The sequence below is a fragment of the Agrobacterium sp. rho-13.3 genome (genome assembly GCF_033957765.2).
In the GTDB taxonomy this organism is placed as follows: Bacteria; Pseudomonadota; Alphaproteobacteria; order Rhizobiales; family Rhizobiaceae; genus Agrobacterium.
In genome coordinates, this window is record NZ_CP192775.1 from 222,249 (window position 1) to 245,561 (window position 23,313).

The 23,313-nt window shown below is 56.3% G+C and carries 22 protein-coding genes; 2 read left to right on the forward strand and 20 right to left on the reverse strand.

From position 1 onward, the window contains the following. Positions 1-269: 269 nt before the first annotated feature. The 7 genes from RMR16_RS15895 to RMR16_RS15925 all read right to left on the reverse strand — a co-directional run bounded on the left by RMR16_RS15895 (position 270) and on the right by RMR16_RS15925 (position 6,574). Entirely contained in the window at positions 270-488 is a 219-nt protein-coding gene (locus RMR16_RS15895) for a hypothetical protein (RefSeq protein ID WP_320199653.1), read from the reverse strand. An 83-nt stretch (positions 489-571) separates the two neighbouring features. Beyond that, positions 572-1,009: a helix-turn-helix domain-containing protein gene (locus tag RMR16_RS15900; RefSeq protein ID WP_320199654.1), complete on the reverse strand. Its 438-nt coding sequence runs from the start codon at positions 1,007-1,009 to the stop codon at positions 572-574. A gap of 121 nt (positions 1,010-1,130) precedes the next feature. Then, entirely contained in the window at positions 1,131-2,093 is a 963-nt protein-coding gene (locus tag RMR16_RS15905; RefSeq protein WP_432354837.1) for a hypothetical protein, read from the reverse strand. Between the two features lie 197 nt (positions 2,094-2,290). Then, positions 2,291-3,001, reverse strand: coding sequence for a TfuA-like protein (locus tag RMR16_RS15910; protein ID WP_320199656.1), 711 nt, complete (start codon positions 2,999-3,001; stop codon positions 2,291-2,293). Beyond that, the gene (locus tag RMR16_RS15915; RefSeq protein ID WP_320199657.1) at positions 2,998-4,170 is read right to left on the reverse strand and encodes a YcaO-like family protein; all 1,173 of its coding nucleotides are present in this window, start codon (positions 4,168-4,170) and stop codon (positions 2,998-3,000) included. Before RMR16_RS15915 ends, RMR16_RS15910 begins: the two co-directional genes overlap by 4 nt. A 35-nt stretch (positions 4,171-4,205) precedes the next feature. After that, positions 4,206-4,637 carry a hypothetical protein gene (locus RMR16_RS15920; protein ID WP_320199658.1) on the reverse strand — a complete coding sequence of 144 codons (432 nt, stop codon included), beginning with the start codon at positions 4,635-4,637 and terminating at the stop codon, positions 4,206-4,208. An 8-nt stretch (positions 4,638-4,645) separates the two neighbouring features. Next, entirely contained in the window at positions 4,646-6,574 is a 1,929-nt protein-coding gene (locus tag RMR16_RS15925) for a BTAD domain-containing putative transcriptional regulator (RefSeq protein WP_320199659.1), read from the reverse strand. 185 nt (positions 6,575-6,759) lie between these two features. On the opposite strand from RMR16_RS15925, the gene RMR16_RS15930 reads away from it, so the two are divergent. Beyond that, the gene (locus RMR16_RS15930) at positions 6,760-7,185 is read left to right on the forward strand and encodes a hypothetical protein (protein ID WP_320199849.1); all 426 of its coding nucleotides are present in this window, start codon (positions 6,760-6,762) and stop codon (positions 7,183-7,185) included. Positions 7,186-7,485: 300 nt separating this feature from the next. Further along, the gene (locus RMR16_RS15935) at positions 7,486-8,292 is read left to right on the forward strand and encodes a phosphate/phosphite/phosphonate ABC transporter substrate-binding protein (protein WP_320199660.1); all 807 of its coding nucleotides are present in this window, start codon (positions 7,486-7,488) and stop codon (positions 8,290-8,292) included. A 257-nt stretch (positions 8,293-8,549) separates the two neighbouring features. Here the strand turns inward: RMR16_RS15935 and RMR16_RS15940 are convergent, their stop codons facing one another. The 13 genes from RMR16_RS15940 to RMR16_RS16000 form a co-directional block, all read right to left on the reverse strand. Continuing rightward, positions 8,550-9,218, reverse strand: a complete 669-nt coding sequence (locus tag RMR16_RS15940) for a nucleotidyltransferase family protein (protein ID WP_413785982.1) — start codon at positions 9,216-9,218, stop codon at positions 8,550-8,552. Continuing rightward, entirely contained in the window at positions 9,187-9,618 is a 432-nt protein-coding gene (locus RMR16_RS15945; RefSeq protein ID WP_413785983.1) for a hypothetical protein, read from the reverse strand. Before RMR16_RS15945 ends, RMR16_RS15940 begins: the two co-directional genes overlap by 32 nt. After that, positions 9,615-10,322, reverse strand: coding sequence for an XdhC family protein (locus RMR16_RS15950; RefSeq protein WP_320199661.1), 708 nt, complete (start codon positions 10,320-10,322; stop codon positions 9,615-9,617). Before RMR16_RS15950 ends, RMR16_RS15945 begins: the two co-directional genes overlap by 4 nt. Next, the gene (locus RMR16_RS15955; RefSeq protein ID WP_320199662.1) at positions 10,322-10,651 is read right to left on the reverse strand and encodes an XdhC family protein; all 330 of its coding nucleotides are present in this window, start codon (positions 10,649-10,651) and stop codon (positions 10,322-10,324) included. Before RMR16_RS15955 ends, RMR16_RS15950 begins: the two co-directional genes overlap by 1 nt. Next, complete coding sequence (locus tag RMR16_RS15960) at positions 10,648-13,011, reverse strand: beta-glucosidase family protein (protein WP_320199663.1); 2,364 nt, start codon at positions 13,009-13,011, stop codon at positions 10,648-10,650. Before RMR16_RS15960 ends, RMR16_RS15955 begins: the two co-directional genes overlap by 4 nt. 37 nt (positions 13,012-13,048) lie before the next feature. Then, complete coding sequence (locus tag RMR16_RS15965; protein WP_320199664.1) at positions 13,049-13,537, reverse strand: MarR family winged helix-turn-helix transcriptional regulator; 489 nt, start codon at positions 13,535-13,537, stop codon at positions 13,049-13,051. Positions 13,538-13,592: 55 nt separating this feature from the next. Further along, positions 13,593-14,189: a cysteine hydrolase family protein gene (locus tag RMR16_RS15970; RefSeq protein WP_320199665.1), complete on the reverse strand. Its 597-nt coding sequence runs from the start codon at positions 14,187-14,189 to the stop codon at positions 13,593-13,595. Positions 14,190-14,191: 2 nt separating this feature from the next. Next, positions 14,192-15,241: an ABC transporter ATP-binding protein gene (locus RMR16_RS15975; protein ID WP_320199666.1), complete on the reverse strand. Its 1,050-nt coding sequence runs from the start codon at positions 15,239-15,241 to the stop codon at positions 14,192-14,194. After that, complete coding sequence (locus tag RMR16_RS15980; RefSeq protein WP_320199667.1) at positions 15,228-16,007, reverse strand: ABC transporter permease; 780 nt, start codon at positions 16,005-16,007, stop codon at positions 15,228-15,230. The genes RMR16_RS15975 and RMR16_RS15980 overlap by 14 nt, the downstream gene beginning before the upstream one ends. 10 nt (positions 16,008-16,017) lie before the next feature. Next, entirely contained in the window at positions 16,018-16,932 is a 915-nt protein-coding gene (locus tag RMR16_RS15985) for an ABC transporter permease (protein WP_320199668.1), read from the reverse strand. Next, positions 16,922-17,998 carry an ABC transporter substrate-binding protein gene (locus RMR16_RS15990; RefSeq protein ID WP_320199669.1) on the reverse strand — a complete coding sequence of 359 codons (1,077 nt, stop codon included), beginning with the start codon at positions 17,996-17,998 and terminating at the stop codon, positions 16,922-16,924. The genes RMR16_RS15985 and RMR16_RS15990 overlap by 11 nt, the downstream gene beginning before the upstream one ends. Before the next feature lie 355 nt (positions 17,999-18,353). Next, entirely contained in the window at positions 18,354-20,609 is a 2,256-nt protein-coding gene (locus RMR16_RS15995) for an amylo-alpha-1,6-glucosidase (protein WP_320199670.1), read from the reverse strand. A gap of 17 nt (positions 20,610-20,626) precedes the next feature. After that, positions 20,627-23,308 carry a carbohydrate-binding protein gene (locus RMR16_RS16000; protein WP_320199671.1) on the reverse strand — a complete coding sequence of 894 codons (2,682 nt, stop codon included), beginning with the start codon at positions 23,306-23,308 and terminating at the stop codon, positions 20,627-20,629. Positions 23,309-23,313: the final 5 nt, after the last annotated feature.

The window sequence follows — 23,313 nt, forward strand, 5'->3', positions numbered from 1 at the left end:
TCACGCCAAAGCTGCGGATATGTCGACTGACAAAGTTCTCAAATCTCATGAGGGACAAAAACATGATGCTCCGCCGTCATCGCATTCTCCACATGTTAGAAAAGGGAATTTTCCGCTTTTCTGGTGACTAATACTTTGATGAGTTGTGGGGTACTGGGGCTGCAAGAAAGAACAATATAGGTCCAAGGCCATTGGCCTCGACCTTCCTGGCATACAGATCGTCAGAATTGGATGCATTGTGACGTTGCTTACCCTAAGCGTATATCCGCTTAGTGGAACTCAGCGCGCTCAACATTGACCCACTCCGCGCCACGAGCATCTATGTCGTGCACAAGAGACGTCAACGCCATCTCCAGAAAGTAAGTGGACATCTCCAGCTTCATCTCTTTTGAGCGTTGGCACGCAAAAGACACCATTCGGCCTAGTGCCATGACCTCATCGGTCTCTTCTACTTCGACAACTTCAATGTTTGACGCTTTCATATCCATCCCCACACCCAACATCCCCAAACGTGCAAAATTGCACAATTCAGATAAATCAGGGGGGGCGTCACACGAGCGTCAAACCATAGTCAATCGACGTTTTGGTCCTCAGAGACGCTGGAGTTTGGAATTTCGCTCTTGGATTCAGCAGCAATCGACGCGACCAGCGCGACGATTCCACGTCTGACATCCGCGTTTTTGATCCGCGAAAAAGCGCGATTGAGCGCATGTCCCTCGCTTGAACCAAAAAAGGCTCTCATGGCGTCCATATTGCCGGACGACGCGTTCTTTTTGGGATCATCATATGGAACGGGCGCAAAGAGATAAGCAACGTCAACACCCAGCGCCGAAGCAATCGCTTGCAGCCGAGAGGCTCCAACACGATTTTTGCCGGATTCATATTTCTGGATTTGCTGGAAAGTAATTCCGACCTGTTGACCGAGAGACATCTGGGTTATTCCCATGGACTTCCGCCGCATCCGGATCTGTTCACCTACGCCCACGTCAATCGAGTTTGGTGCTTTCATCGCCTAAACCCATCCTTTAATACCGAAGTGCCTTCGTTTCCACTTGAAGCCAGACACTACGATTATATTAGGGAAAATTTCAATACTGGCTATGCATGTATTCGGTCACCATCTACAACTATTATTTCTGTAAAGATGGTGGCTGACTGCTACGGCGGCGCAGTATTTTCGTTGCACACCGGATGGCGCCATTTCTGCTGGCAAGACTGCTCCATCCGGGCACGGGAACAGGATCGAAGCCTAGACCGGACCAGATCGCCCGGTTCTCTTCATCGAAATCCGCCAAAGGCTCTTGGTCTCCAAAGTGCGGAATCCAAACGAACGGTTTGGTGCGATCCATACGCGTGTCATTCTCAAGGATGATATTGTTGTAAAGACGCGGCATGCGCTTGCCCGTATCTGGCGTGATCGCAAGAGGCATCGGATTGCGCACAACGTGAAAGCCCTGTTGCTCAAGGCACGCGACAGACGCATCCAACTGCATTTTCAGGTTCGACGTCATTCGGGTTTCGGCTCCGTTAAAAATCACCGGCTTTGCGACAAGCAACAGAGGCCGCTCGTCAATATCGATACCTGTGAGCGAAACAAACTGATCGAGATGAAAGCCACATTGATGCATAAGTTCGCTGGCAACGAGGGCGAAACCGCCCGCGGACAACAGCCTCCCTACGGTGACATCTGTTCGTCCATTGTAGCCAAATATGCGAATTTCACGGTCGTCCAGCGCCTTGATTTTGTCTCGGAGACGCGTGGTTTCGTCGATTGCAACGGCACCTTTGCTCCTTCGAACCTCAAGGCTGGCATAGCCAATCAGTCGAAAATCAGCGCCTACGAGTTGGTTGCCACCGGGTAGGCACTGATCCGAAAAACTCGATGGAAACTTGGCATATCTGGTGACCGAACGGCCGATGACGCTGTCCGGTTTGCAGAGAATTTCTGTTTCCACATCTGCGTCACCCACACCACCAGCGACATGAATGGCATCCTGTATCCAGACACTGTCGATTGCACCCTGCGTATTTTCCACGGACACAAGTTTTATGGTGCAGCCAATCGGCAAAACACTGACCCAATTTTGCGCCATCACGAACGCCATTTGATCCACAAGGATATAGACAACGACGTCATGTGGGAGTGCCGAAAGGAGGTTGCCTATGGGAAGAAGGGGGCGAAGCCCGACATCCGCTTCATCTCGTTCAAAAAAAGCCGCCGGAATGGAAAGTGCGATGGTTTCGATCAAACCTCCACAGTCCGGTAAAAGTCGCAGCCTCTGATTTTCCATCAACGTGGAGGTCCGTCAGAGGCGTGCCGTCTGAACAGGCCATCGAAAAACATCGTATTCTGTAGCTTAAAGTGAGGATGACCGCCCGGCAAAAAGTCGTTGTTCGCCAAGGCTACCAGAAGTCTGGTTGCATCATGTCGTTTGATCGACACCGCATTGGCTGCGAGCAGCGTATGCACATCGCCGAGTCCGGCCTCTATCGCGATCGAACGCCACGTGCGCCGCGCAAAGTGAACACGTCTTGCAGCGCCCAGCAGCAAATCTCGTTTGGCGGGATCAAGATGCTGCTCGCATTTAAGGATTGTTGCTTCCGCGTCCACCAGAGCTGTTGTCAGGGGGCGAAATTGCAGCGCCGAAGGAGCATGGCTTACCGCCACATCTGCATCCGAAACCCGTTGACCGGATTTGTAGGATTGAAATATTTCACCCAGACCGATCATACCAAAATCGTTGCATTCCGCTGCCCTGAGTGCGCCCATGCTGGCTGCGCCGGCAACAATCACGCCCTTGGAAATCGCATAGAGAATTTCCTTGTGCCAAACCGCCGCGCAATCCCCATACAGACCGTCGATCAGGCCAATGATGCGCGCACCACCTTCTACAGCACCGAGGATGTCTCCAGAGGCAGCGGGTGGGCGTAGATCGAGTTCAGAAAAATGGGTGTCGGAAATGCCGTAGATTGAGGGTCCAGCAAAGACTACGGGCTTCATCTTACGGTTCGCTCCGTCACCAGACCATCGAATGCGCGCATGGGGATTGTTTGCAAACCTTTGCCTGCCGCACTCAGTCCATCTGCCAGAACGCGCACGACATAGAGGCCATCCACACCGGTCTCCAGCGAGAACACGTAAATATCCCGGATTCCAGCTGCAAACAAATGATCAGCGAGCGAGCGCCATAGGGGTTTACGGTCCTGCTGAAATAATGAGACCGACTTTACGCCATTCAAGTCGTGGACAGTCGACGGAGACTGGATTGGCGCACCATCATCGATGCGGTAGCGGCTGGGCGTCAGGTCGTCCCTTGCACCATTTATATCCGTTAGTCGCGCCTGGATCGCTTCAAGCAGTGCTGCCAGCGCGGCGTCCTGCCAATCCAGACGACACGCCACTCCCGCAGCCCGGCGGAGTGTTGGCCCGGACTCTGTCAGAAGCAATCGCGGCACACTTGCCATCACGACCGGAATATCGGCGATAGCCGGCAATTCAAAAAAGCGTGGCTGGATATCCAAGGCCTGAAGGCGCTGAAGGAGTTCTTCAAGCGGACTGTCTTTGCTTGCGGGGAATGAAACCGGACGCGGAGCCACATTGCGGCTATCGAAAGCATCGATCAGAAAACACGCATCGTTTTCGATCAGTTCGAGCAGAGCATGCAGGACGGTCCTGTCGTAATGAAACCCGGCGGCCAGCCCCTCGGAACTCATCTGAAAAGCACGGCGATCCCAAGGAAAATCCACCCGGAAATCCATGCCAATCAATTCGAACGGCGCAAGGACATGGTGGCCATCACGCACCGACATACCCCTCACCCAAGCACGCTCGCGATCTGGATCGATCATGCTCGTATCAACGCGCCCCAGACGTTCGTATGGAACGAGAGCAGCGTGCTTTCCGGTCATTTCTGCGATTGAACCGCAGGTGTGCAGGTGTTTTTGCGTATCCTCTGCGACTGCACCCTCAAGCGCTTCCATGACGGCGGAAATCCGTGCTTGACCCGCAGTGAGGCCTTTGCCCTGAGATACTGAGAGGCCGCGAGAATTGGGCCGCACCGCAAACCAAACCGGAACCCCTATGGTGTCCAGATCAGTGACGTCGCCGACGCGGGTGATCCCGAACTGCCGAAGCAGTACGGGATCGATGTATGGGTGATGTTCATCCATTTCTGAATTACCACACACCTATACGCCAGCGTTGGTCATGGTGCAGCGTTCGGGCTGTCCGAGAGGATCGCCTCAAACAGCGCTCCTGCTGCCGGGCCGGACGGCCCAACGGCCTGAAGTGCGTTTTCCAACGGAGCCTGAGCTTTACGATTGAAATCCCAGCCCGCATCTGTGACGTCACCGACAAATGCAAAATCGGCTTCGGACACAACGGCGCCGCCAGCAATAAGGGCTTCAATCCCCTGAATCTGGATATCGTCCAGCGAAGTTTCAGCCTGACCGTCTTGATTGACCAGCATGGCTTTGGCTGCGGCTGCAACGCGCGCGTAACCATCAACACCCGGATGACTTGTTTCGTAATTGACAATCGCCTCGTGGGTCACGTTTGCGACCCTGAGTGGCGCAGTTCTAACGAACAGGACGCCAGATCCCCTTTTGCCGATAATATAAAATTGCGAATTTGCCATCATTGCCTCTATTTTACCCCAGCGATGCGGAGTGCGTTATAAAAGTTTTCATTTGCTGCCGGATCGCGATCAGGCGACAAGGCTGTAATTTCACGAGCGCTCATGCCCGGATAGTTTTCCTGAAGCCTGCCCGCACAAATACGTGCCTGCTCAATATCTCCATTCAGCGCATGGCTGGCTGTTAGAACCCTCAGTGCCGCCTCATCGTCCTCCATCTTCGCGCAGAGGCCAATTGCTCCTGCATAGTCCTGACGATCGAAGGCAATACTTGCGCCCGCCCACCAGTAGATGTCCGGGGCAAACGGGTTGAGGTCTGTCGCCTGTAGAAACTTTTCCCATGCGGCTTCACGATCCCCAAAATGCGCCAGCGCGTCCGCATGCTGGAGCAAAAGGTCCGCCGAGTTCGGCGCCAGTGCTTCCGCTTCCAGAAATTTTTCCGCCGACGTGTCAAAGTCGCGCTGATAAAGGGCAATGACGGCACTCATCCAGTGTCCCGTCCCAAGTGCAGGATCAATATTGACAGAGGCATCTGCCTCCGCCTTGGCTCGGTGGAGCAAGTGAGGATCGCCTCCGCCCAACATCAACCATTCCAATTGCAGTGTCTGCGCAACCCGCGCGCGCGCGATCGCCATGCCATGATCGAGATCGACAGCTTTGCGAAAGATTGAACGGGCTCGTCTCAGAAGCGGAAGATCGCATTTCCGGCTTAGCAGTTGCTGACCTTCAAGCAGATGCAGGTATGCGCCAGCATTATGATTGCGATCCGTATCAATCTGAAGCCGTTCAACCTCCCTGGCGAGCGCCGCTGCGACCTGCTTGGTCAAAATCCTGAAGGCAGAGTGAATTTGCTGCTCTACCAGAGCCAGTTCGATTGACCAGATCAGCTCACCGCTCGCCTCCTCGATCAACGCCACCGACATGCGCGCGTCATCGAACACAGTGGAAACGACGCGATAGTCGGTACGCAGGGTGGCATCACGTGGATCGCTGCCATCGCCTCGGACTGAAAAGGTGGAGTGAGGTGATAGAACAACGAACGTCCGGTAGCGAACGAGATTATTGGCAACGTCTCCGACAAAGGCCTGCATAACCGCCGTTGCGGGCAATCCATGAATGTTTACCGGCTTCTGAAACGCAATGCGGGGTCTGGGCGCTGGCGGGCGCCGTCGCTCGGCAACATCCCCCTGTATTGCCTCAGGCGCGGATGCGATACTTTGCATCATCCGACGCGCCGCGACCGTTGCAGGCTCCGGGCCACGCCCTTCCATATCCAACCGGTGCTGAAGCCTCTGAAAAATGCGCTCGCTGGCACCGGTATTGCCGGTGCGGATGTAAGCGACCATAGAGGCCCGATAGGTTTCCTCGCGGTCCGGCTCGACGCGGATTGCACATTCAGTAAGGGTCGCAATATCGTCCGCACGACCTCGGCCAAAACGCGTCAGTTCTTCCAGATGCTGAACGAAAACGGAAAAGAAAATATCCTTGAGGCGCCGACGCTCGGACAAGAGCCAAAGATAAAAATGATCCTGGCCCGCGTCTATTCCGTCAAGCAGGTCTCCACCAAACAGCAATAAGGTGTTTGCACGCCGGTCCGGGTCGCTGGAGCGGATATGGGCCAAAAACCTACCCAGATCAGATGAATGAGCAAGATCACCGGCTCTAAGGTCGTTGCCATCAACAATGACAAGACTACCCTCTGATCCAATCAGCTTTTGCAGACGCAGGATCAATTGCCGCAAGTTGCCGAGCGCTCGCTTTTGCTCGACATCTTCCCATAGAAGCGATGCCGCAACCGTGCGAGGCAGGCAGTGATTGGGCGCGAGAAGCAATGCGGCCAAAAGAGCGAAACCCTTTGCCGGGAAAAATGCAGCGTGCAACGCTTCGCAATGCGGCGTTCCCAGCAGTCTGATCGGAATCAACTCAGCAGTTTCAGCCACTCAACCACCCTCATGCTTCGTCATCTAACCATGGCAATGGAAAATTGAAAGGCATAATATTTTCAATTTGACGTTGGCGTGACGCATATTTTTATCTTGTCAAAAACATTAAAGAGGATCGATGTATGTTGCAGGATAAAAATCGTCGAGACAATTCCGGGATGACCACATTTAGCCATTCTTACATGGTGTTCGATCAACTCGTTGAACCCTATCAGCGTGCTGACGATGTGGGATACATCATCAGTGAGTTCATGTGGTTCGAAGGCCGCCCATTCTACCCGATCTCGGCACTGGCCAACGCAAAGGTGACATATACGACCTTATCGGACAAACCATCTGATGGCTTTGATGAGGACAATGTCGACGTCATTTTCCGGATGCCGGGTGTATCGGGTGGTTGTTTTTTCGAGATCGTATTGCGATCTGATGCCGGCACGTTCTATGGCGGCTGGCTGTGGGGTCAGGAATTGGAAGTCTTGAATGAATTCGTCAATGGCTATCGCGTTTTGCTGACCCGATACGAGCACAATCCGATCCGCTTCGAGTTCTCTGAAAAGGAACGCCGTTACCTTGCCACCGACCATCTTCCTTTCGGAAAATTCACTTAGCCCGGGCCACAGTACAGCTCGCGACAGGAATACCTAATTTCGAAACATAATTCCCATGAATTGATTTATTAGAGAATTTTTCTAAATTAATATAGAAAATAATAAAATCTTAGATTTTTGTTCCTTCAAGAAGCCGTTTTTGGTTGCAAAAACGAGATAATAGTTTAGTGGGCTGGCGGAGGTGGAAGACGCTTTCTCCGGGACGGCGCTCATGGTCGAAATCCTTATCCTGAGAAATTCCGTTGCGATTAAAGTCTATGTACTGCATAGGTTTCGACTGATTTTCTGGAGTTTCCACGCATGTCTTTTGCCAGCCTCGCCATGTATGTCAGCCCACCGCAGGTCGCGGAGGCCACACAGGCTTTTTGGGTGGCGCTGGGCGCGCGCATTCGCGCCAAAGGACTTGAGGCGCCTTTGGCGCTTGATGAAACCATCCACTATGATGAGGCTTGGCTTCAGCCTGATCTGCTGTTTGGCCAGACCTGCGGATATCCTTACGTCCAGCGTCTGCGCGGCAAGGTGCAGCTGGTGGCAACGCCGGTCTATGGTCTTCCCGGTTGCGACGGAGCGTTGAAATGCAGCTTCATCATCGTCAATGCCAAATCCAAGTTTGGTTCTATCGAGGATTTGCGGGGCAGCCGCGCGGCAATTAACGAGCCCGGCAGCAATTCCGGCCACAATCTTTTCCGCCACTTCATCGCGCCACATGCAATCGATGGGCGCTTTTTCTCGTCGGTCATAGAGACCGGTGGACACCGCCCCAGCATTGACGCGATTGCGAGCGGTGAAGCGGATGTGGCCTCGATCGATTGCGTCACATTTGGCAATACGCTGCGCTTTGATCCAGACCGTATAGCGGGCGTCCGCATTCTGGCGCAGACCGCGAAAGGCCCCGGCCTGCCCTTCATCACCGCGGCCTCTACCCCGGCAGAGGAACTCGCCATCCTGCGCCAAGTGCTGGTCGAGACCATTGCCGATCCGCAGAACGCGCACATCTGTGATAGACTGTCGCTGCGCGGCATCAGCCTGCTTGACGATGCCGACTACGAGGCGCTGGCCGAGATGGATCGGGAAGCCGCAAGTCATGGCTACCCCGCAATCGCCTGAGGCACGACAAAGGGTGCCGTTGCCAGCGGGAAGTGGGAGGCAACGCTGCGCTCTCCCTGCCCGGCGTGAAGAACAGGCACGTCGCTGCCGCATCTCGGCTGGGCCATTCCTTCAGCACATAAGGAGCACTGCCAATCAGCTTCGTGGAGAATTCCTTACCCACGGCGTCGCATGTTTTTTTGGAGACGATGCGGACCTCAAGCGGTCCGGTTACCTCAACGCGATCAAGCGCGAACCGCAACGACTGACCTTTGTGGTTAAGCTTTGTTAACCAGAGTGCCTCCGGCAGCGATGATCGCCTCGGGCGTATCGACGTCAACATGGGCCGCATCACCGATTTCGACGTCTATCACCGCCAACCCGGAATTTTCGATCAGATGACGGGCACCCACATCTCCTTCAAGACGGAAAATTGCATCGTTGAGGGAGCGGGGCAAGATAACAGGATTGCCGCGCTTTCCTTGCGAAACAGCGCGCACGACCGACGAACCGCCGGAGCATTGAAATGCAGCAATCAACCGGTTCAGATCGCTGCTGGTCACACCCGGCATATCCGCGAGCATAACCAGGACACCGTCAGGATCATCGCCAGCAACGGCAGCGAAACCTGTGGCCAGAGAACTTGACATGCCGGATGCAAAGTCCGGATTGGTAACGACGCTCAAAGACAGATCAGACAATGCCGCGCGTAAATCGTTTTCGCGGTGACCGACAACAACGGTGACGGACCCTGCCTTGCTGTTTTGCGCGACCAGAGCCGAGCGGCGGATCAGCGGTATGCCGTCGAACTCTGCCAGTAATTTGTGGGCACCGTTCGGTCCCATGCGCCTTGCCATTCCCGCTGCCAGCAGAACGATTGCGACATTCGGCTGCATCGGCACCTTCTCCGACATCTCAAGCGGCAGCTGCCGCGTCTGCACTTCCATCAACAAGCCTCCGACGCCCATGAGGGCGATATCGTTCTCGTCGGGTTGTTCTCCCGCCAGAACACGCTCGAGTATCCAGTAGCCTGTCCACCATGGCCTTGTCGACGCTGAAGATACCCTTGACAGTCGCATGAATATTGACGCGTCCGGCGGTCGCTTCCGACAACCGGATATGGTCAACCGAAATCGATTGGGCCAGCATCAGGGCTGCCTGGTCTTCACCGACATCCTCATTGTCGATACGGACCGCCGTTACCTGACGCACACCAGCCTGCCGCAGTCGCGTGACATCGTCCCGGTGAAGGATATGCCCCTTGGAAAAAACGCCTTCAGGCAATCTGAGCGCGCGGGCGAGCACAAGTCCGTCTGCATCATCGACAGAAAACTCGCCAAACTTCATGGCGCCCCATGTCCCTTCAGTACAGGCGACCGCAAACGCATCGCCTGTATGATCTCTGCAAGAATCGCAACGGCAATCTCGGCGGGATTGGTCGCGCCGATGTTCAGGCCTATAGGCGCATGGATTGCCGCAAGCGAAACCGGCGCGACACCGTCCGTCGTCAATCTGGCGATCCGCGCCGCGTGTGTCTTTCGGCTGCCGAGCGCGCCGATATAGAAACAACCGGCCCTGACCGCTTCGGCCAAAGGAAAATCATCGATCTTCGGATCGTGCGTAAGCACCACCAAGGCGGTGTAACGATCCAGCGGATCGGCCACCAAGGCATCGGCAGGCCAATCGATATGCAGGGCAACATCAGGGAAACGATCCGTCGTCGCGAAAGCCGCACGCGGATCGATGATGCGTGCATCGAACCCTGCGATCCTTGCCATCGGCGTGAGGCATTGGCTGATGTGTACCGCACCGATGATGGCAATCCGGGGTGGTGGCAGGTACACGTTCAGAAAACCTTTGCCCTCCGCACCGTCGAACGCCATCGAACGGCCAGACGAAAAGGCGCTTTCGACAAGATCGGCAAACGGTCCCTCAAACGGATCGCCTTCCAGCACGACGTGTTCTTCATGGCCTTCAAGATCGGTCACCAGCACTGCGGCAAGACGTTGTCGACGCGCGGCATTGAGACGTTGAAGACTGTCGAGGCGCATCAGCTTATCCTCTCGACATAAATGCGGATACGGCCTCCGCACGACAATCCGGCACGCCAGGCAGTGTCGTCCGCAACACCGAATTCCAGCATTCGTGGCGTACCACCTGCGATCACGTCGATGGCTGCGGTGATGACCTCACCTTCGACACAGCCGCCGGACACCGAACCTTCAAAGTTGCCATCGGCGTCTATGACCAGATGACTGCCGACCGGACGCGGTGCCGAGCCCCATGTCTCGATGACGGTTGCAACGGCAACGGAGCGACGTTCACCGATCCATGCCTCGGCGACAGACAGCGGATCGTTCGGACAAAATGCCGTCGTCATTTGGACACCCCCTCTTCCAAGCGGTCGTTCAATGCCGCGAAAAGTTCTGCGATATCCTTTTCCCGGACACTATCGCCGACATACCAGCTCAAGGTGTCATAAAAGCCAAGAAAGGAGCCTTTCGTCTTGGCGAGAAGTGCAGTGGCCTCTGTGTCTGAGATCGAAAGTCTTGCGATAAAAAAGGCAACTAGTGCAGCCTTGGCCTTAGGATGCGCAAAGACCGTCGCCGTTGGCGAATTGGACAACAAGACAGGCGGGCCGGGCATTTCGGGTATGCAGGGTAACGTAACCGACAGGCGGATATCGCGTGAGGACGCCGCCGCCTCGATCACGAACGCCTCGCCATCCAGCACCCAGGCCTTACGCACCGTATCGTAATACTGGAAATCGCGTGGCGTAAGCGCAAACGTGGCTGTCTTGGCCTCACCGGCGCTCAGATGGAGTTTGGCGAAAGACTTCAGCTCCCTGATCGGTCGCTTAAGGCCGGGTTTGATCGGGCGAATATAGAGCTGAACGATTTCCTTGCCCGCAACAGCCCCGGTATTTCGCACAGTGACCCGCACCGTGCACCCCTTGCGTGGCTCGATGTCCACCGCGTCTGTCTCGATGCTCTCATATGCAAATGTCGTGTAGCTAAGACCGTGCCCGAACGGGAAAGCCGGGGCGATTGCCTTGAGATCATAGAAGCGGTAGCCGACGTAAATTCCTTCGCTATAAAGGTGACGCCCATGCTCGCCCGGATAGGTGTGCCAGCCGGGGATATCCTGTATCCGCACAGGCATGCTGGCGGAAAGCTTGCCGGAGGGGTTCTGTTCACCAAAGAGGATGCGGGCAATCGCCTCGCCGCCACCCTGCCCCGCATAGAAGTTGGCAAGCACGGCGTCGACCTTGTTAAGCCACGGCATCTCGACCGTATCCGGCACGGAGAGCACGACGACGACCCTGCGACCCGAGTCAGCCAGCGCGTGAATGAGGGCATCGTGGCTCGCGGCTAGTTTCATTGTGTCGCGGTCGTTGCCCTCCCCATGGCGGCTTTTTTCATTTTCCGCAAACACCACGGTGGTATCGGCAAATGATGCGGCCTCGACAAGAGCCGCGACCGACGCTTGCATATCCGCGTCCGCCGTAGAGGAAAATGGCAAGTGTCGGACTTCAAAGCCGGAGCGCGCCCGTGCCGCAATCTGGGCGAAGGGGCTATCAACTCGGTAGGGATTGGTCGTGGCCGAACCGGAACCTTGGATGACGGGAACAACAGCGCCATCGCCGACGACGAGAATCCGTCCCGGACTGTTCGGATCAATCGGCAGTGCCCCGCCTTCGTTGCGCAGCAGGACAGTAGATTCCGCTGCGATGTCTCGCGACAAGGCGTGGTGTTCTTCGAGATCGGCGGCCATGTCGCGCCGCTCATGTGTCTTGCACTTGCCAATGAATGCTAGAACCTTCGCACAGGCGGCATCGACAACCTCTGGAGCCAGATCACCCGCCTCGATTGTGGCGCGCAGTCGCGCCTTGCGCGGCTGGCTTTCCGGCATGTCGAGATCGGTCCCGGCAGCAAGGGCCGCCCTGCGGTCCTTTATCGCGTGCCAGTCAGACACGACAAGCCCGTCATAACTCCATTCTTCGCGCAACACGGTGTTGAGCAGCCAATGATGTTCAGCCGCCTGAACGCCGTTCAACGGATTATAGGCGCTCATGACAGTCCAGGGGGTGCTTTTCTGGATCGCTCGCTCAAAACCCGCCAGATAGATTTCACGCAACGTCCGTTCATCAACGTCCGAACTGGTGGTTGTCCGCTCTATCTCGGAATTGTTGCAGGCGAAATGCTTCAACGAAGCGCCGACACCATTGTCTTGAAGGCCGGAGATGATGGCTGCGGCAATATCGCCGCTGATAACGGGGTCTTCGGAGTAATATTCGTAGGCGCGACCCGCCAGCGGTGTGCGGCGGATGTTAATGCCCGGTCCGAGCAACAGGTGAACGCCGAAATTCTGGCATTCCGCAGCCAGCGCCGCCCCCATTCGATAGGCCAGATCGACATCCCAGGAACAGCCAAGCAGATTACCGTTTGGAAAACAGGTCGCAGGACGGGTATTGCCGAACATGCCGCCGGAGGAATCAGCCTGCTGATCGACCAGTTGCAGGAACGCCCTCAAGCTGTCCTCGTCGTTCTCGCCGGCATCGATCTGGCTTGTCGAGTAGCGGACACCATAGGCACCATCGGTCATGATGATCGATGGGATTCCGAGCCGTTCCACCGAGGCGGTCTTCCATAACCCGCGTCCGCTGAGCAGGTCGACCTTTTCGGCAACCGTCATCTCGGCAAGCAACGACGCGATTTCGTCTTCATCCGGTTGGAACATGGATATTCTCTCGATTTCAGCCGACAGGCATTGTCTCTCAACAGATTTTTTGCAGCAGTTCCATCAGCATCATTCGCTCGGCAAGCGTCAAAGTGCTGAGCGTTTCCTGTGAAATATCAAGCGCCACGGACAAATTGCGGATGACTGTCGCCTCGCCTTCTGGGGTCAGCGTCAACACAAGACGCCGCGCATCGGCAGCATCTGGCGCGGTATGCACCAGCCCGCGCTTCACAAGGCGATCGACCACGCCCTTGATGGTGGCCATATCCATAGCCGTCTCGCGACCGAGATTGCCCTGAGAGCAGGGCTGCAAATCCTTGAGCTTGACGAGTGCGGCCCATTGGGTGGTGGTCAGCTTCTCGGTAATCAGGCTGGTAAATATCGATACGTGGCGCTGGTTCGCCTGACGAAGATAAAATCCTATTTGCTCGCCAAGTGTATATTCGGCCTGCTGGCCGTTTGTGTCGGCCATCGGTGCCGACGGTATTTTTTGTGAAGCGGTTTTGTCTTCGAACGGAATGCTCATATGATCTCTCAAATCTATCTGTCCGTCTTCAAAACTGGCAACGACATTGCCAAATTCAGCTCCGCCAAAGGTTCAGGATGGCTTGCGTAGACAGAATTTCAATCTGCTCGGAGAGCCTTGGCGCCAGGTTTTCGATAATGAGTGCGTGTGCTGTCATGTCGCCGCTTGCTAACGCGTCTTGCGCCAGAATGACCCGGTAGCCCGCATCGACCGCGTGGAGAACGCTGGCGTAAACGCAGACATCGGTTTCGACACCGGAAAAAATCAGCGTCTCGACACCTGAGGCTTCCAGCCGTTGTGCAAAACCGGGCGAGCCGAAGACCGAATACGTCTCCTTATCGACAATCGAATCCGGACCGGCGATGGCCGCAAGTGGTGCAACCAGATCCAGCATGGCAATATCGAGTTCATCCAGCGTTACGGATGACCAACGGCGATAGTAATTCTTCCAAGCGCCTTTGGCATCTGCCGCGGTTTGCGGCACGACGAAACGTGCAAAGACCGTTTGGGATGGCCGCGCCTGACACAGTGTCAGCACGTTTGGAAGAATCCCAGCGATTGTCGGCGTATGCCACGCCGTGTCTTCGGCAAACAGACGTTGCATGTCGATAACGACATGCAACGTGTTGTTGGAGAGCGGTGCGGCTGCCATGATCAATCAGCCACCGGAACCGTATGCTCCGGCGACCAGCTCAACGTGATGGTATCTCCTGCGCCCAGAACCTTGCCGTCACTGTTCTGCGCAAACAGCTTCAATGCCAGTCCGTCGGCTGTCTCCAGCAGGTAGGACAGAACCGGCCCGGCATAGATGACGGTGACGATGCGTGCCGTCAGGCTGTTGCCATCCGTTGGGCCTGAAGCAATCGACATCTTTTCCGGACGCACTGCAAGCGTGACCGTGGAGCCGCTGGCAGGCAGGGGTCCGGTGGTCTTCACCACAGTCCCATCGGTCAGACGCACGGCGCCATGATCGACAGTGCCGGTCAAGAAGTTGGAATCACCAAGAAATTCGGCAGCGAAACGAGTCAACGGTCGCTCATAAACCGTTTCCGGTTCGCCGATCTGGACGATACGGCCCTTGTCGAGAATGGCAACCTTGTCGGAGAGCGTCAGCGCTTCTTCCTGATCGTGGGTGACGAAGATCGTGGTGAGGCCACTCTCACGCTGGATGCGCAAAAGCTCCACCTGCATCTCTTGGCGCAGACGCCGATCAAGTGCCGACAACGGCTCATCAAGCAGCAAAACGCTCGGCTTGATGACGATGGCGCGTGCCAGCGCAACGCGCTGTTGCTGGCCGCCGGAAAGCTGTTTTGGCGTGCGATCCCCGAAGCCAGGAAGGCGCACCATCTCCAGAGCGCGTTCGACTTCCTTACGAGCCGCTGCGCCCTTGATGCCGCGACGCTCCAGACCAAAGGCAACGTTCTGAGCAATCGTCATGTGTGGAAACAGCGCATAGGACTGGAACATCATGCCGATGTTGCGGCCCCATACGGGAATATCGGTGACATCCTTGTTGCCGATCGTCACGACGCCCTGATCCGGCTTGATGAAGCCGGCAATGATGCGCAGAAGCGTGGTCTTGCCGGAACCGGACGGGCCGAGAAGGCTGGTGAAGGAGCCTTCAGGAAACTCGGTCGAGATATCGGACAAAACGGGCGTGGTGCCATAAGTTTTGGCGACGGAATTGACTTTAACGTTTGTCACTGGTGTCTCCGGGCTTGGCGAAACGCGCAAAAATCAGAATGATCGTCATTGAGCCGAGCAGAAGCACGGTCGAGATCGCATTGATTTCGGGGGTGAAGCCCTTGCGGATCGAGGAATAGATCTGCACCGGCAAAGTCGTGTAGCCGGGCGTTGCAAGAAAATAGGAAATCACGAACTGGTCGAGCGATACGGCGAAGGCAAACAGTGCCGCGCCGAGAATACTTGGATACAAAAGCGGCAGCGTTACCGAGAAGAAGGCATGAACCGGGGTGGAACCGAGGCTCATCGCGGCTTCTTCCAGATCGGCACGAATGGTTCGGAAACCTGTGCCAACCACCAGAACCACATAGGGGATGGCAAGAGCGACGTGGCCGATCAGCAGGGCGTGCATGCCGCGCCCGATACCGCTCCAGTAGAAAAAGATCAGCATTGCCGTGCCGGTAATCAGCCACGGAATGGCGATGGGTGGCAACAGCATCAGTTGCAGCAGGCTTTTTCCACGGAATGTCCGGCGCGACAGCGCCACCGACGCCATGGTTCCGAGCGTTGTCGCCAGCACCGCGGTAATGGACGCGATGATGATGCTGTTCAGTCCCGCCGTGAGAAGCACATTGTTGCTCCACAGTGCCTCATACCACTGGGTTGAGAAGCTGAATGGCAGTTCGTAAAGCGGCGATGCATTGAAGCCCATTGCCATCATCACGAGAATAGGCGTGTACAGGAAAATCAGGATAGCGATGAGATAGATACGTCCGAGTGCGTTCATGATCCTCTCCTCAAGCTGCCGTCCCGCGACGCAGAACGCCGGAGAAAGTTGCGAAAATGGCGAGAACGACGGCCAGCAGCGTAAAGGACAGCGATGCGCCGAGCGGCCAGTTGAACGCTTGTGTAAACTGGTCCTCGATCACCGTCCCCATGGTGACGCCGACACGACCACCCAGAATGCGCGGTTCCATGAACGAACCGATGACCGGAATGAAGATCAGAACAGCACCGGAAATCAGGCCGGGAGCGGCGAGCGGTATCAAAATCTTGAACAGAATGGTCCACCAGCGTGCGCCGAGACTGGACGCAGCCTCTATGATCGCATCGTCGATAGCCACCAGCGCGATGTAACAGGTCAGGATCATGTAGGGCAGATAGCCGTGAACCAAGCCAACCACGATCGCATAGCGGGTGTAGAGGAAGCCGATCGAACCGGCATCAGGCACAATCATATGCAGCAGATTGTCGAGAAAGCCATTTTCCCGAAGCACCATGGTCCACGAAAACACACGGACCAGACCATTGGTCCAGAACGGCAAGAGGATCAGGATCAGCAGCATTTCGCGCGTTTTGCCGAAAGTCGAGCGAACCAGCGCGACAGCAGCAAGAAAGCCGAGTACGGCGCAGAACAATGTTGTCCAGAAGCCGATCAGCAGCGACGTGATGCCGATACCGACCAGATAGGGCTGATCGATAAAAGCCCGATACTGCTTCAGCGTGAAAACGATAGGCGCTTTGCCCATCGGTGTCGCCGACATGAAGCTGAACACGAGCATGGTCAACAGCGGCAGGAAGACGGCCAGCGTCAGCCAACCATAGGTCGGAAGCAACAAGGCGGTCATTGAAACCCATGACGGGAGTGTGCGCCGACTGCGCGGACCCGACGGTCCGCGCTCTGACGCCAATGTCAGCTGGTTATTCTGCATAGAAAGCTTTCACTTCCTGCCATACGTTGTTGAAGGCTTCACGGCGGTCGTCTGGCAGTGCCGACATGATGCCCATCGTCTTCAAATATTCGGGTTTATGCACCTGACGACTGAGATCGTCGGCCGGCAGAGCGGAAAGAGCCGCCGAATTCGACGATGCCGGTGCGCCAACCTTGGTCGCCCATTCAACGTAGAATGCCGGATCGATCATCCAGTTGGCGAAGGCGAGCGCGCCTTCAGCATTCGGCGCCGATGCCGGAATACCGAGACCATCAACCCAACCGATACCGCCTTCCTTGGGAACCACGAACTGAACGGGCAGCTTCGCGTTGCGCTTGGAGCGCACCGAGCCACCGGACCAGAACAGCGAAAGGTCGAATTCCTTGGCAGCAAACGACTTGTTCCACTGATCCTCTGTAGACCAGAGCAGCTTGACGTTTGGCTTGATCGACTTCAGCGCAGCCGTGACAGCAGCGAGGTCTTTCGGATTGTTGATATCCTGACCGCTCATCAGCGCACCGACACCAACGTTGATGATCGCATCGTCGTCCATGGCGACGCGGCCCTTGTAGGCGGCATCGGCAAGCGCGGAATAGCTGGTCGGAACCGGCAAGCCTTCACGGATGGCGAGCGAGGTCATGCCCCACACCCACGGAACGGCAAAGCCCTTGCCGTCCTTGCTGAAATTCGGGTTGGAGCGCAGGTTCTCGTCCACCGTTGCGGCGTTCGGCACCTTGCTGAAATCGATCGGCTGCAACAGGTCCTCGGCGACCGCCTGGGCACAACGCGCGGCGTTGAGAACGACGAGATCATAAGCGCCCGGATTGGTGCGCAGCTTGGTCAGCATTTCCGATTCGGAGCTGTAGTAGTCGTGAACGACTGCAATGCCGGTCTTTTCGGTAAATGCCTTGACGGACCACGCTTCGTCCGTGCCGTAGCCCTGCCAATTCAGGACCGTGATACTGCCCGCAGCAAAAGCCTTTCCAGGCAGGCTGGAGAAGCTGACGCCAGCGACAAGCGCGGCAGACATCAACTTCATCGTGTTGCGTCTGGTGAATTCAGTCATTTTAGCACCCCTCTTGAACATACACAGTTATGGATGATCGTGACCGCAGTCAGCGACCTCAACGGATCGGCGAAGCCGAAAACAGAAGACATGCTGGCGGCACATCAAATCGTTTGTATGCAAACTATAACCAGAGGAGAAATTATCTAAAAAGCCTAGCTTCCGAACACAAAAAAACTTGCGCCGCAACGTTGCGGAACATCTTTCATGACTTGAAACTAGCTCAAAACTCCGTGTTTAGCCAACTGCGACTATTTTATCGTCAGCCAGCCCTCAGTTCAAACCCTCTGGTTTTAGTATCAGTCTTCTTGTATTTTTGTTTGTACACAAAGTATTAATGAGGAATTGGCACCTGTCAAGCGCTGCCTTGCGTCAACAGGCGTTTGCGCGGAGAAAAATAGACATCCAACTGCCTGTCGCTCGTGTTTCCGGTTATCGTCAAGCGTACACCTCCTTTATCTGCAACGCAGTCGATGTGCTCACCATCCAGACGAGCAGCAAAAACGTTCTCAACGTCCAGCTCAGGCAGTTCGATGAACCCATCGTTCGCCGCTGGCGCAAGGATACAAGAAAACCGCTCGTCAGTGATGACGATGCCAGAAAACGTCGCGATCAGATCGGTTCTCAGCGCTGGCTTTTCATTGAGCCTCATCTCAAGGAGGCCAGCATCAACGGAAAGATGCAGCGTTCCCGAAGGTGACAACATCGGCCCGAGCGCCACGTTCTGGCCGGTGTTGCGCACCGTCCAGCCTGCCCAGGGGCAAAACTCGACGATCTCACCCGTCGCCATCAGCGGCAACATCGCGGCCCAGATGTAGAATGGGTCTGTATCACCCTGATCCATCGCCTCGCCGGTCACGGCGTTGTAATTTTCGGAGGCAATGCGATCCTCACGCCAGCTCTTCATGAACAGATCATAGCTCTGGCTGGCCAATTTACTCGCTTCACCCATAAAACCATAGCGACGTAGACCAAGCCACACCATGTAATTGACGTTTGGCCAGATGCGTCCGCGCCAATAGACATTGTCGACAAATGCCGGATCGTCACGCGTCGCGTTCGGAAGCACATAGTTGCCGCCGAACGTGCTCTCGTCCTTCAGATGCTCCAGAAGACGAGCGGCCTGTGCGGGCGAGGCCGCGCCGCACAACAGCGGATAAAAACTGGTCGGCGACAGCGATCGAACGAAACCGCCGCTGCGCTGACGATTGGCAAAAATACCACGGCTTTCGTCCCACAGGGTTTCCGAAATCAATGTGCGAGTGCGCTCGGCCAGAGCGGCAAACTCGCGCGCATCATCGTGCTTACCGAGAACGACAGCCATTTTCGACAGCATTTCAGCGTCAAGAGCGGCGGCGCAATTCAGACCCAGATCGAAAGTCGACAGCGTTCGGGTAACGGGATCGTAGATCGCTTCGTCATGGGTCGCGGAGTTGTCCATACCGGTTTCATTGCGCGCGCCAAACGCCGTGCCTTTATAGAGACCTTCACCGACATCCGAAGTACCGCAGGACAGCAGACCAAAGCCGTCGGGATCACGATTGTCGTCCCACCAGCGCCGGTTGCGCACCAACGCATCATAACTCGCCTGGACCATGGATCGTTCACCGGTCCGCTGGTAAAGCTGCCAGACGACGAGTGCGCCAAAGGGCAACTGGGTGCGGTCCACCCACGCATCGTTGGAGGTGACGATGCAGGCGATATTGCCCTGCGGTGTCGCACCGGCCATCGCAGTTGCCATGTTTTCACGCGCCAGATCAGCGTCGAACACGCCGGCGAGAAGGGCCGCAAATATCTGGTCGTTGAACCAGACGGCAAATTTCCCGAGATTCCAGATACGCGTTACCGCCGTGTAGGGGCGCGCATTGGTTTCGTCCCAAATGGTGTTCCAGGACACGACGTCGCGCATCGCGTCGAGAGCGCCCTCGAACATGCCGGTCTGCGCATCAGCGATATCGGCAGGCAGGTCGGCGGAAAGGCAGGCTCGCGCTTTGGCTATCGCAAGTTCCGCACTATCGGCCACGCCTGCACCATAGGCACCCTTGCGCATCATTTCGAGATTAAAGCGCAAGGCGATAACGGGTGCCTCGTTTTTGCGGGTGGCGGTGTAGAAGTAGCCGTTTTCCTCGAAATCCGCCCGCAGCGCGTCGATCGTATCATGGCCGGTGACATGCACGGGTGCTTCGGCGGTAGCGACCGCCACGAAGCGGGTGCCGACTTTCAACAGCGTGATGTTCTGCCCCGCATCGTGGACTGCAACCTCCCCACCATCTGAAGAAACCGCCAGCGTCAGCCAGAAGCGCAAACCCCATTCAGCAGACACTTTACCGTCCCAACTGCCGCGAATGGCGAAGGGATCGCTTTTCGTCGTCGAGAACGCAACCGTCGTGCCGCTGTGATCGGTTTCCAGCTCGATGAGTGAGCCATCGATGGTGTGGCGTCCCAAGCGAACCGTGTCGCGACGCGGCTCGATGGCGGAGGTGGTTTTGCTACGTGTGGAATACAGGATCGGCGTGATGCGCACACCCAACGGCAGGAAAACCATTTCGGCTGGCCGCTCAGACCAACTGTTCCAGGCACGCATCAAAGGTATCGTCGAATGTTGTAGCATGGATTTATAACTTCCGGTCAGTGTGCCAGCGGGATCAGTTTCGGTGCAGCGGAAAGTCCGCTTTTGTCCAGGGTATCGCCTAGATAGGGCGTGTTAGCGTAATAGCGGTTTGCTGCCGTGTTTGCGACATGCAGTTCCAGCAAATGGATGCCGGGGTACAATCGCCCCAACGCAAAGCGGTAGGGGCGCCAGCCCCTGCGATCAATCTGGCGACCGTCAAGCCAAACGGCAACCGCCGTATCGACCTTGGGCAATTCGAGTATCCACTCAGCCTGATTGCCAATTTCGAGTGCCAACCGGTAGATGCCAGTGCCGGAGAAATCGGCAAAGCCCTGAGTTTCCCAACCCGCATCGACAAAGATCGGCACGAATTCCGCGTCAATTCCCGGCGAGAACATCCAGCCCTCGACAAGCGATATGGGGTGAGCGTCAAGCACCGGCTTGTCCGTGAGATGACCTTCAATTGCAGTCTTCTGCACCGTCTCGCGCAGTCGAATGCAGCGAACCTCATGCGGTTCGAGCGTAATCCTCAGACGGCTGAAGGCAACCGCGTCCTGCACGTTGCCCGTCGTGGCAGACCAGATTTCGCAGTCGAAACCGTCGCCAAAGGAAATTTCGCTCACGCATGATGATGCGGCATCGTTGAACAGGACGATCCTCCACCAGCCGTTCGCCTCATATCCCACCCATTGCCAGGGCCGGTCGGGCGAATGGCAGACGATCTTCGGACCAGATGACCGCAAGCCTGACAAAACGGCCTCAATATCATGGCTGTCCGGCATGTGATCGATATGTGTCGAGGATACCCCTGTCACCGGATCTGCGCCTCTGCAAACGGTAGATACACGATCTCCGGACGACCAGACTATTCCGCCAACCGCCGTGAAGACGTCCAGCACATGCAAAGTTTCCGCCGCTTCCAACACTGTTACCGATGGCAGGATGACCGCATCGAAGGCGAGTTCCGAGATGTGCAACCGCCCGCTCTTGATTTTGGCCTTGGCGAGATCGCGCTCGCTGACAAACATGAAATCGCAGCCGTTCGCGAGAAGCCCTTCGCACCAAGCGCCGATATGGGTGGCGTGGCTGTGGCGCGGGCCTTCCGCAAACGCGGTATAGAGCGGATAGAGGATTGCAACCGGCGTGCGCGGAGTGGCCGGCTCGATGAACGCGGAAATGCGCGACGTCTCCTCGGAGAACAGATCGTGATAGCTCCACCATGGCTCGAAATTGATGCCCGGCGCGAAATCGAAACGTGGATTGGCAAAGGGTGTTGGATCCTCGTCACGACCATCGGTCTGGTAGACGCCGTGCCAGAGAAACTGTCGAGCGCCGAGACAATAAAGGCGTATCGCCTGCGCGCGCATCGTCTCCAGCGTCAATTCCCATTGTCCGGCGGCACGTACCGGCGTTCGCTCCGCACTGGCATAGGTCTCGACAACGCAGCGGCTGCGGCCATTGGAGCGTGCGACGGAATCGCCGAGCTTCGGCGCGAGTTGGCCCACAAAATTGTTGGAATCGACGGCTGTTTCATGCCTGAACGCATCTATTCCGAAAAAATCCACGGCAAGTGCCACTCTGGGATCAATGCTAGTGAAACCGCCATTCAACGACCAGGCGCTGATATGCGGCAAAATCTCGTGCCCGGTCAGGGCAATGCCCCTGCCCTCAGCCCATCTGCGCAACGTTCCCGAAAAGGCTTCATTCATCAATGCCGAATAGGCGGCATAAAATTGCGCACGAAGGCGAAGGGTCTCTGGGCCGACATCCCACAACAACGCGAGCAAGGTCTTTGCGAGTGGTTGACCCGTGGCGCTCAAAATGGCTTTCGCAAGGTTCGGAGCAAACAGCAGGCTGTTGGCGAGACTTCCCGAAATCTGGTCCCACGTGTAAAAACCTGCTGCGGGCTGGTCGTAGAATACGAAACTGACGGGATCAGGCACAAGATCGCCAAGCGCCTGAACAAGCGGATCAAGACCAACTTCGATGAACCGCTCTACAGCCTCCGGCATAAGGTAATTGATCAGTCGCGAGGTTTTGGACCGTGCGCTGACAAAAACCGTCAGCGTCTGGTCGTCGTCAAGCTCACCATCGAAGGCGTAGGCGCAGGAAGTGGCGTCACTCTCGCAGACGGTTATTCTTGCCGTCACATCGATGATCTGATCAAGGCCGCCGATGCCAGTGGATGGATGCAAAAGCGCCGCCTCGATTGTCCACTCGCACCACTCGACCACGCTTCCTTCATATTGCCACTCAAGGATATTCGCGCCCATCGCCTGAACGAACGGCGGGTGAATACCACTGATACCGCCCCGCACATTTTGTGAGGACGACCAGAACAGATGACGTTCGCGCACGGCATCGCAACCCGCGACCGTACGCCCTCCAGCATGGCCGCTGATCCAGTTATAGTCGTCGTAAATCCCAAGCTTCAGCCCCAGATTTCCGGCGATCCTAGCCGCCACCCGATAGGCTTCGAGATACGCAGACGAAAGATAGAGGTCACGCGACATCGCAAGACGCGCTTGAATAAGGATCGTGCTGATCCCCTTGCCTTTGAAATCGGCGAGTTGCGTTTGGCAGACGTCTTCGGTCGGGATCGAATGCCAGAACCAATAGGCCGATGGTCGAAACCCCGCGGTCGGGTTTTCGAAAAGACCACGATGGTCGATATCATCTACCGGTCGGATCTGGTCCAATTCTC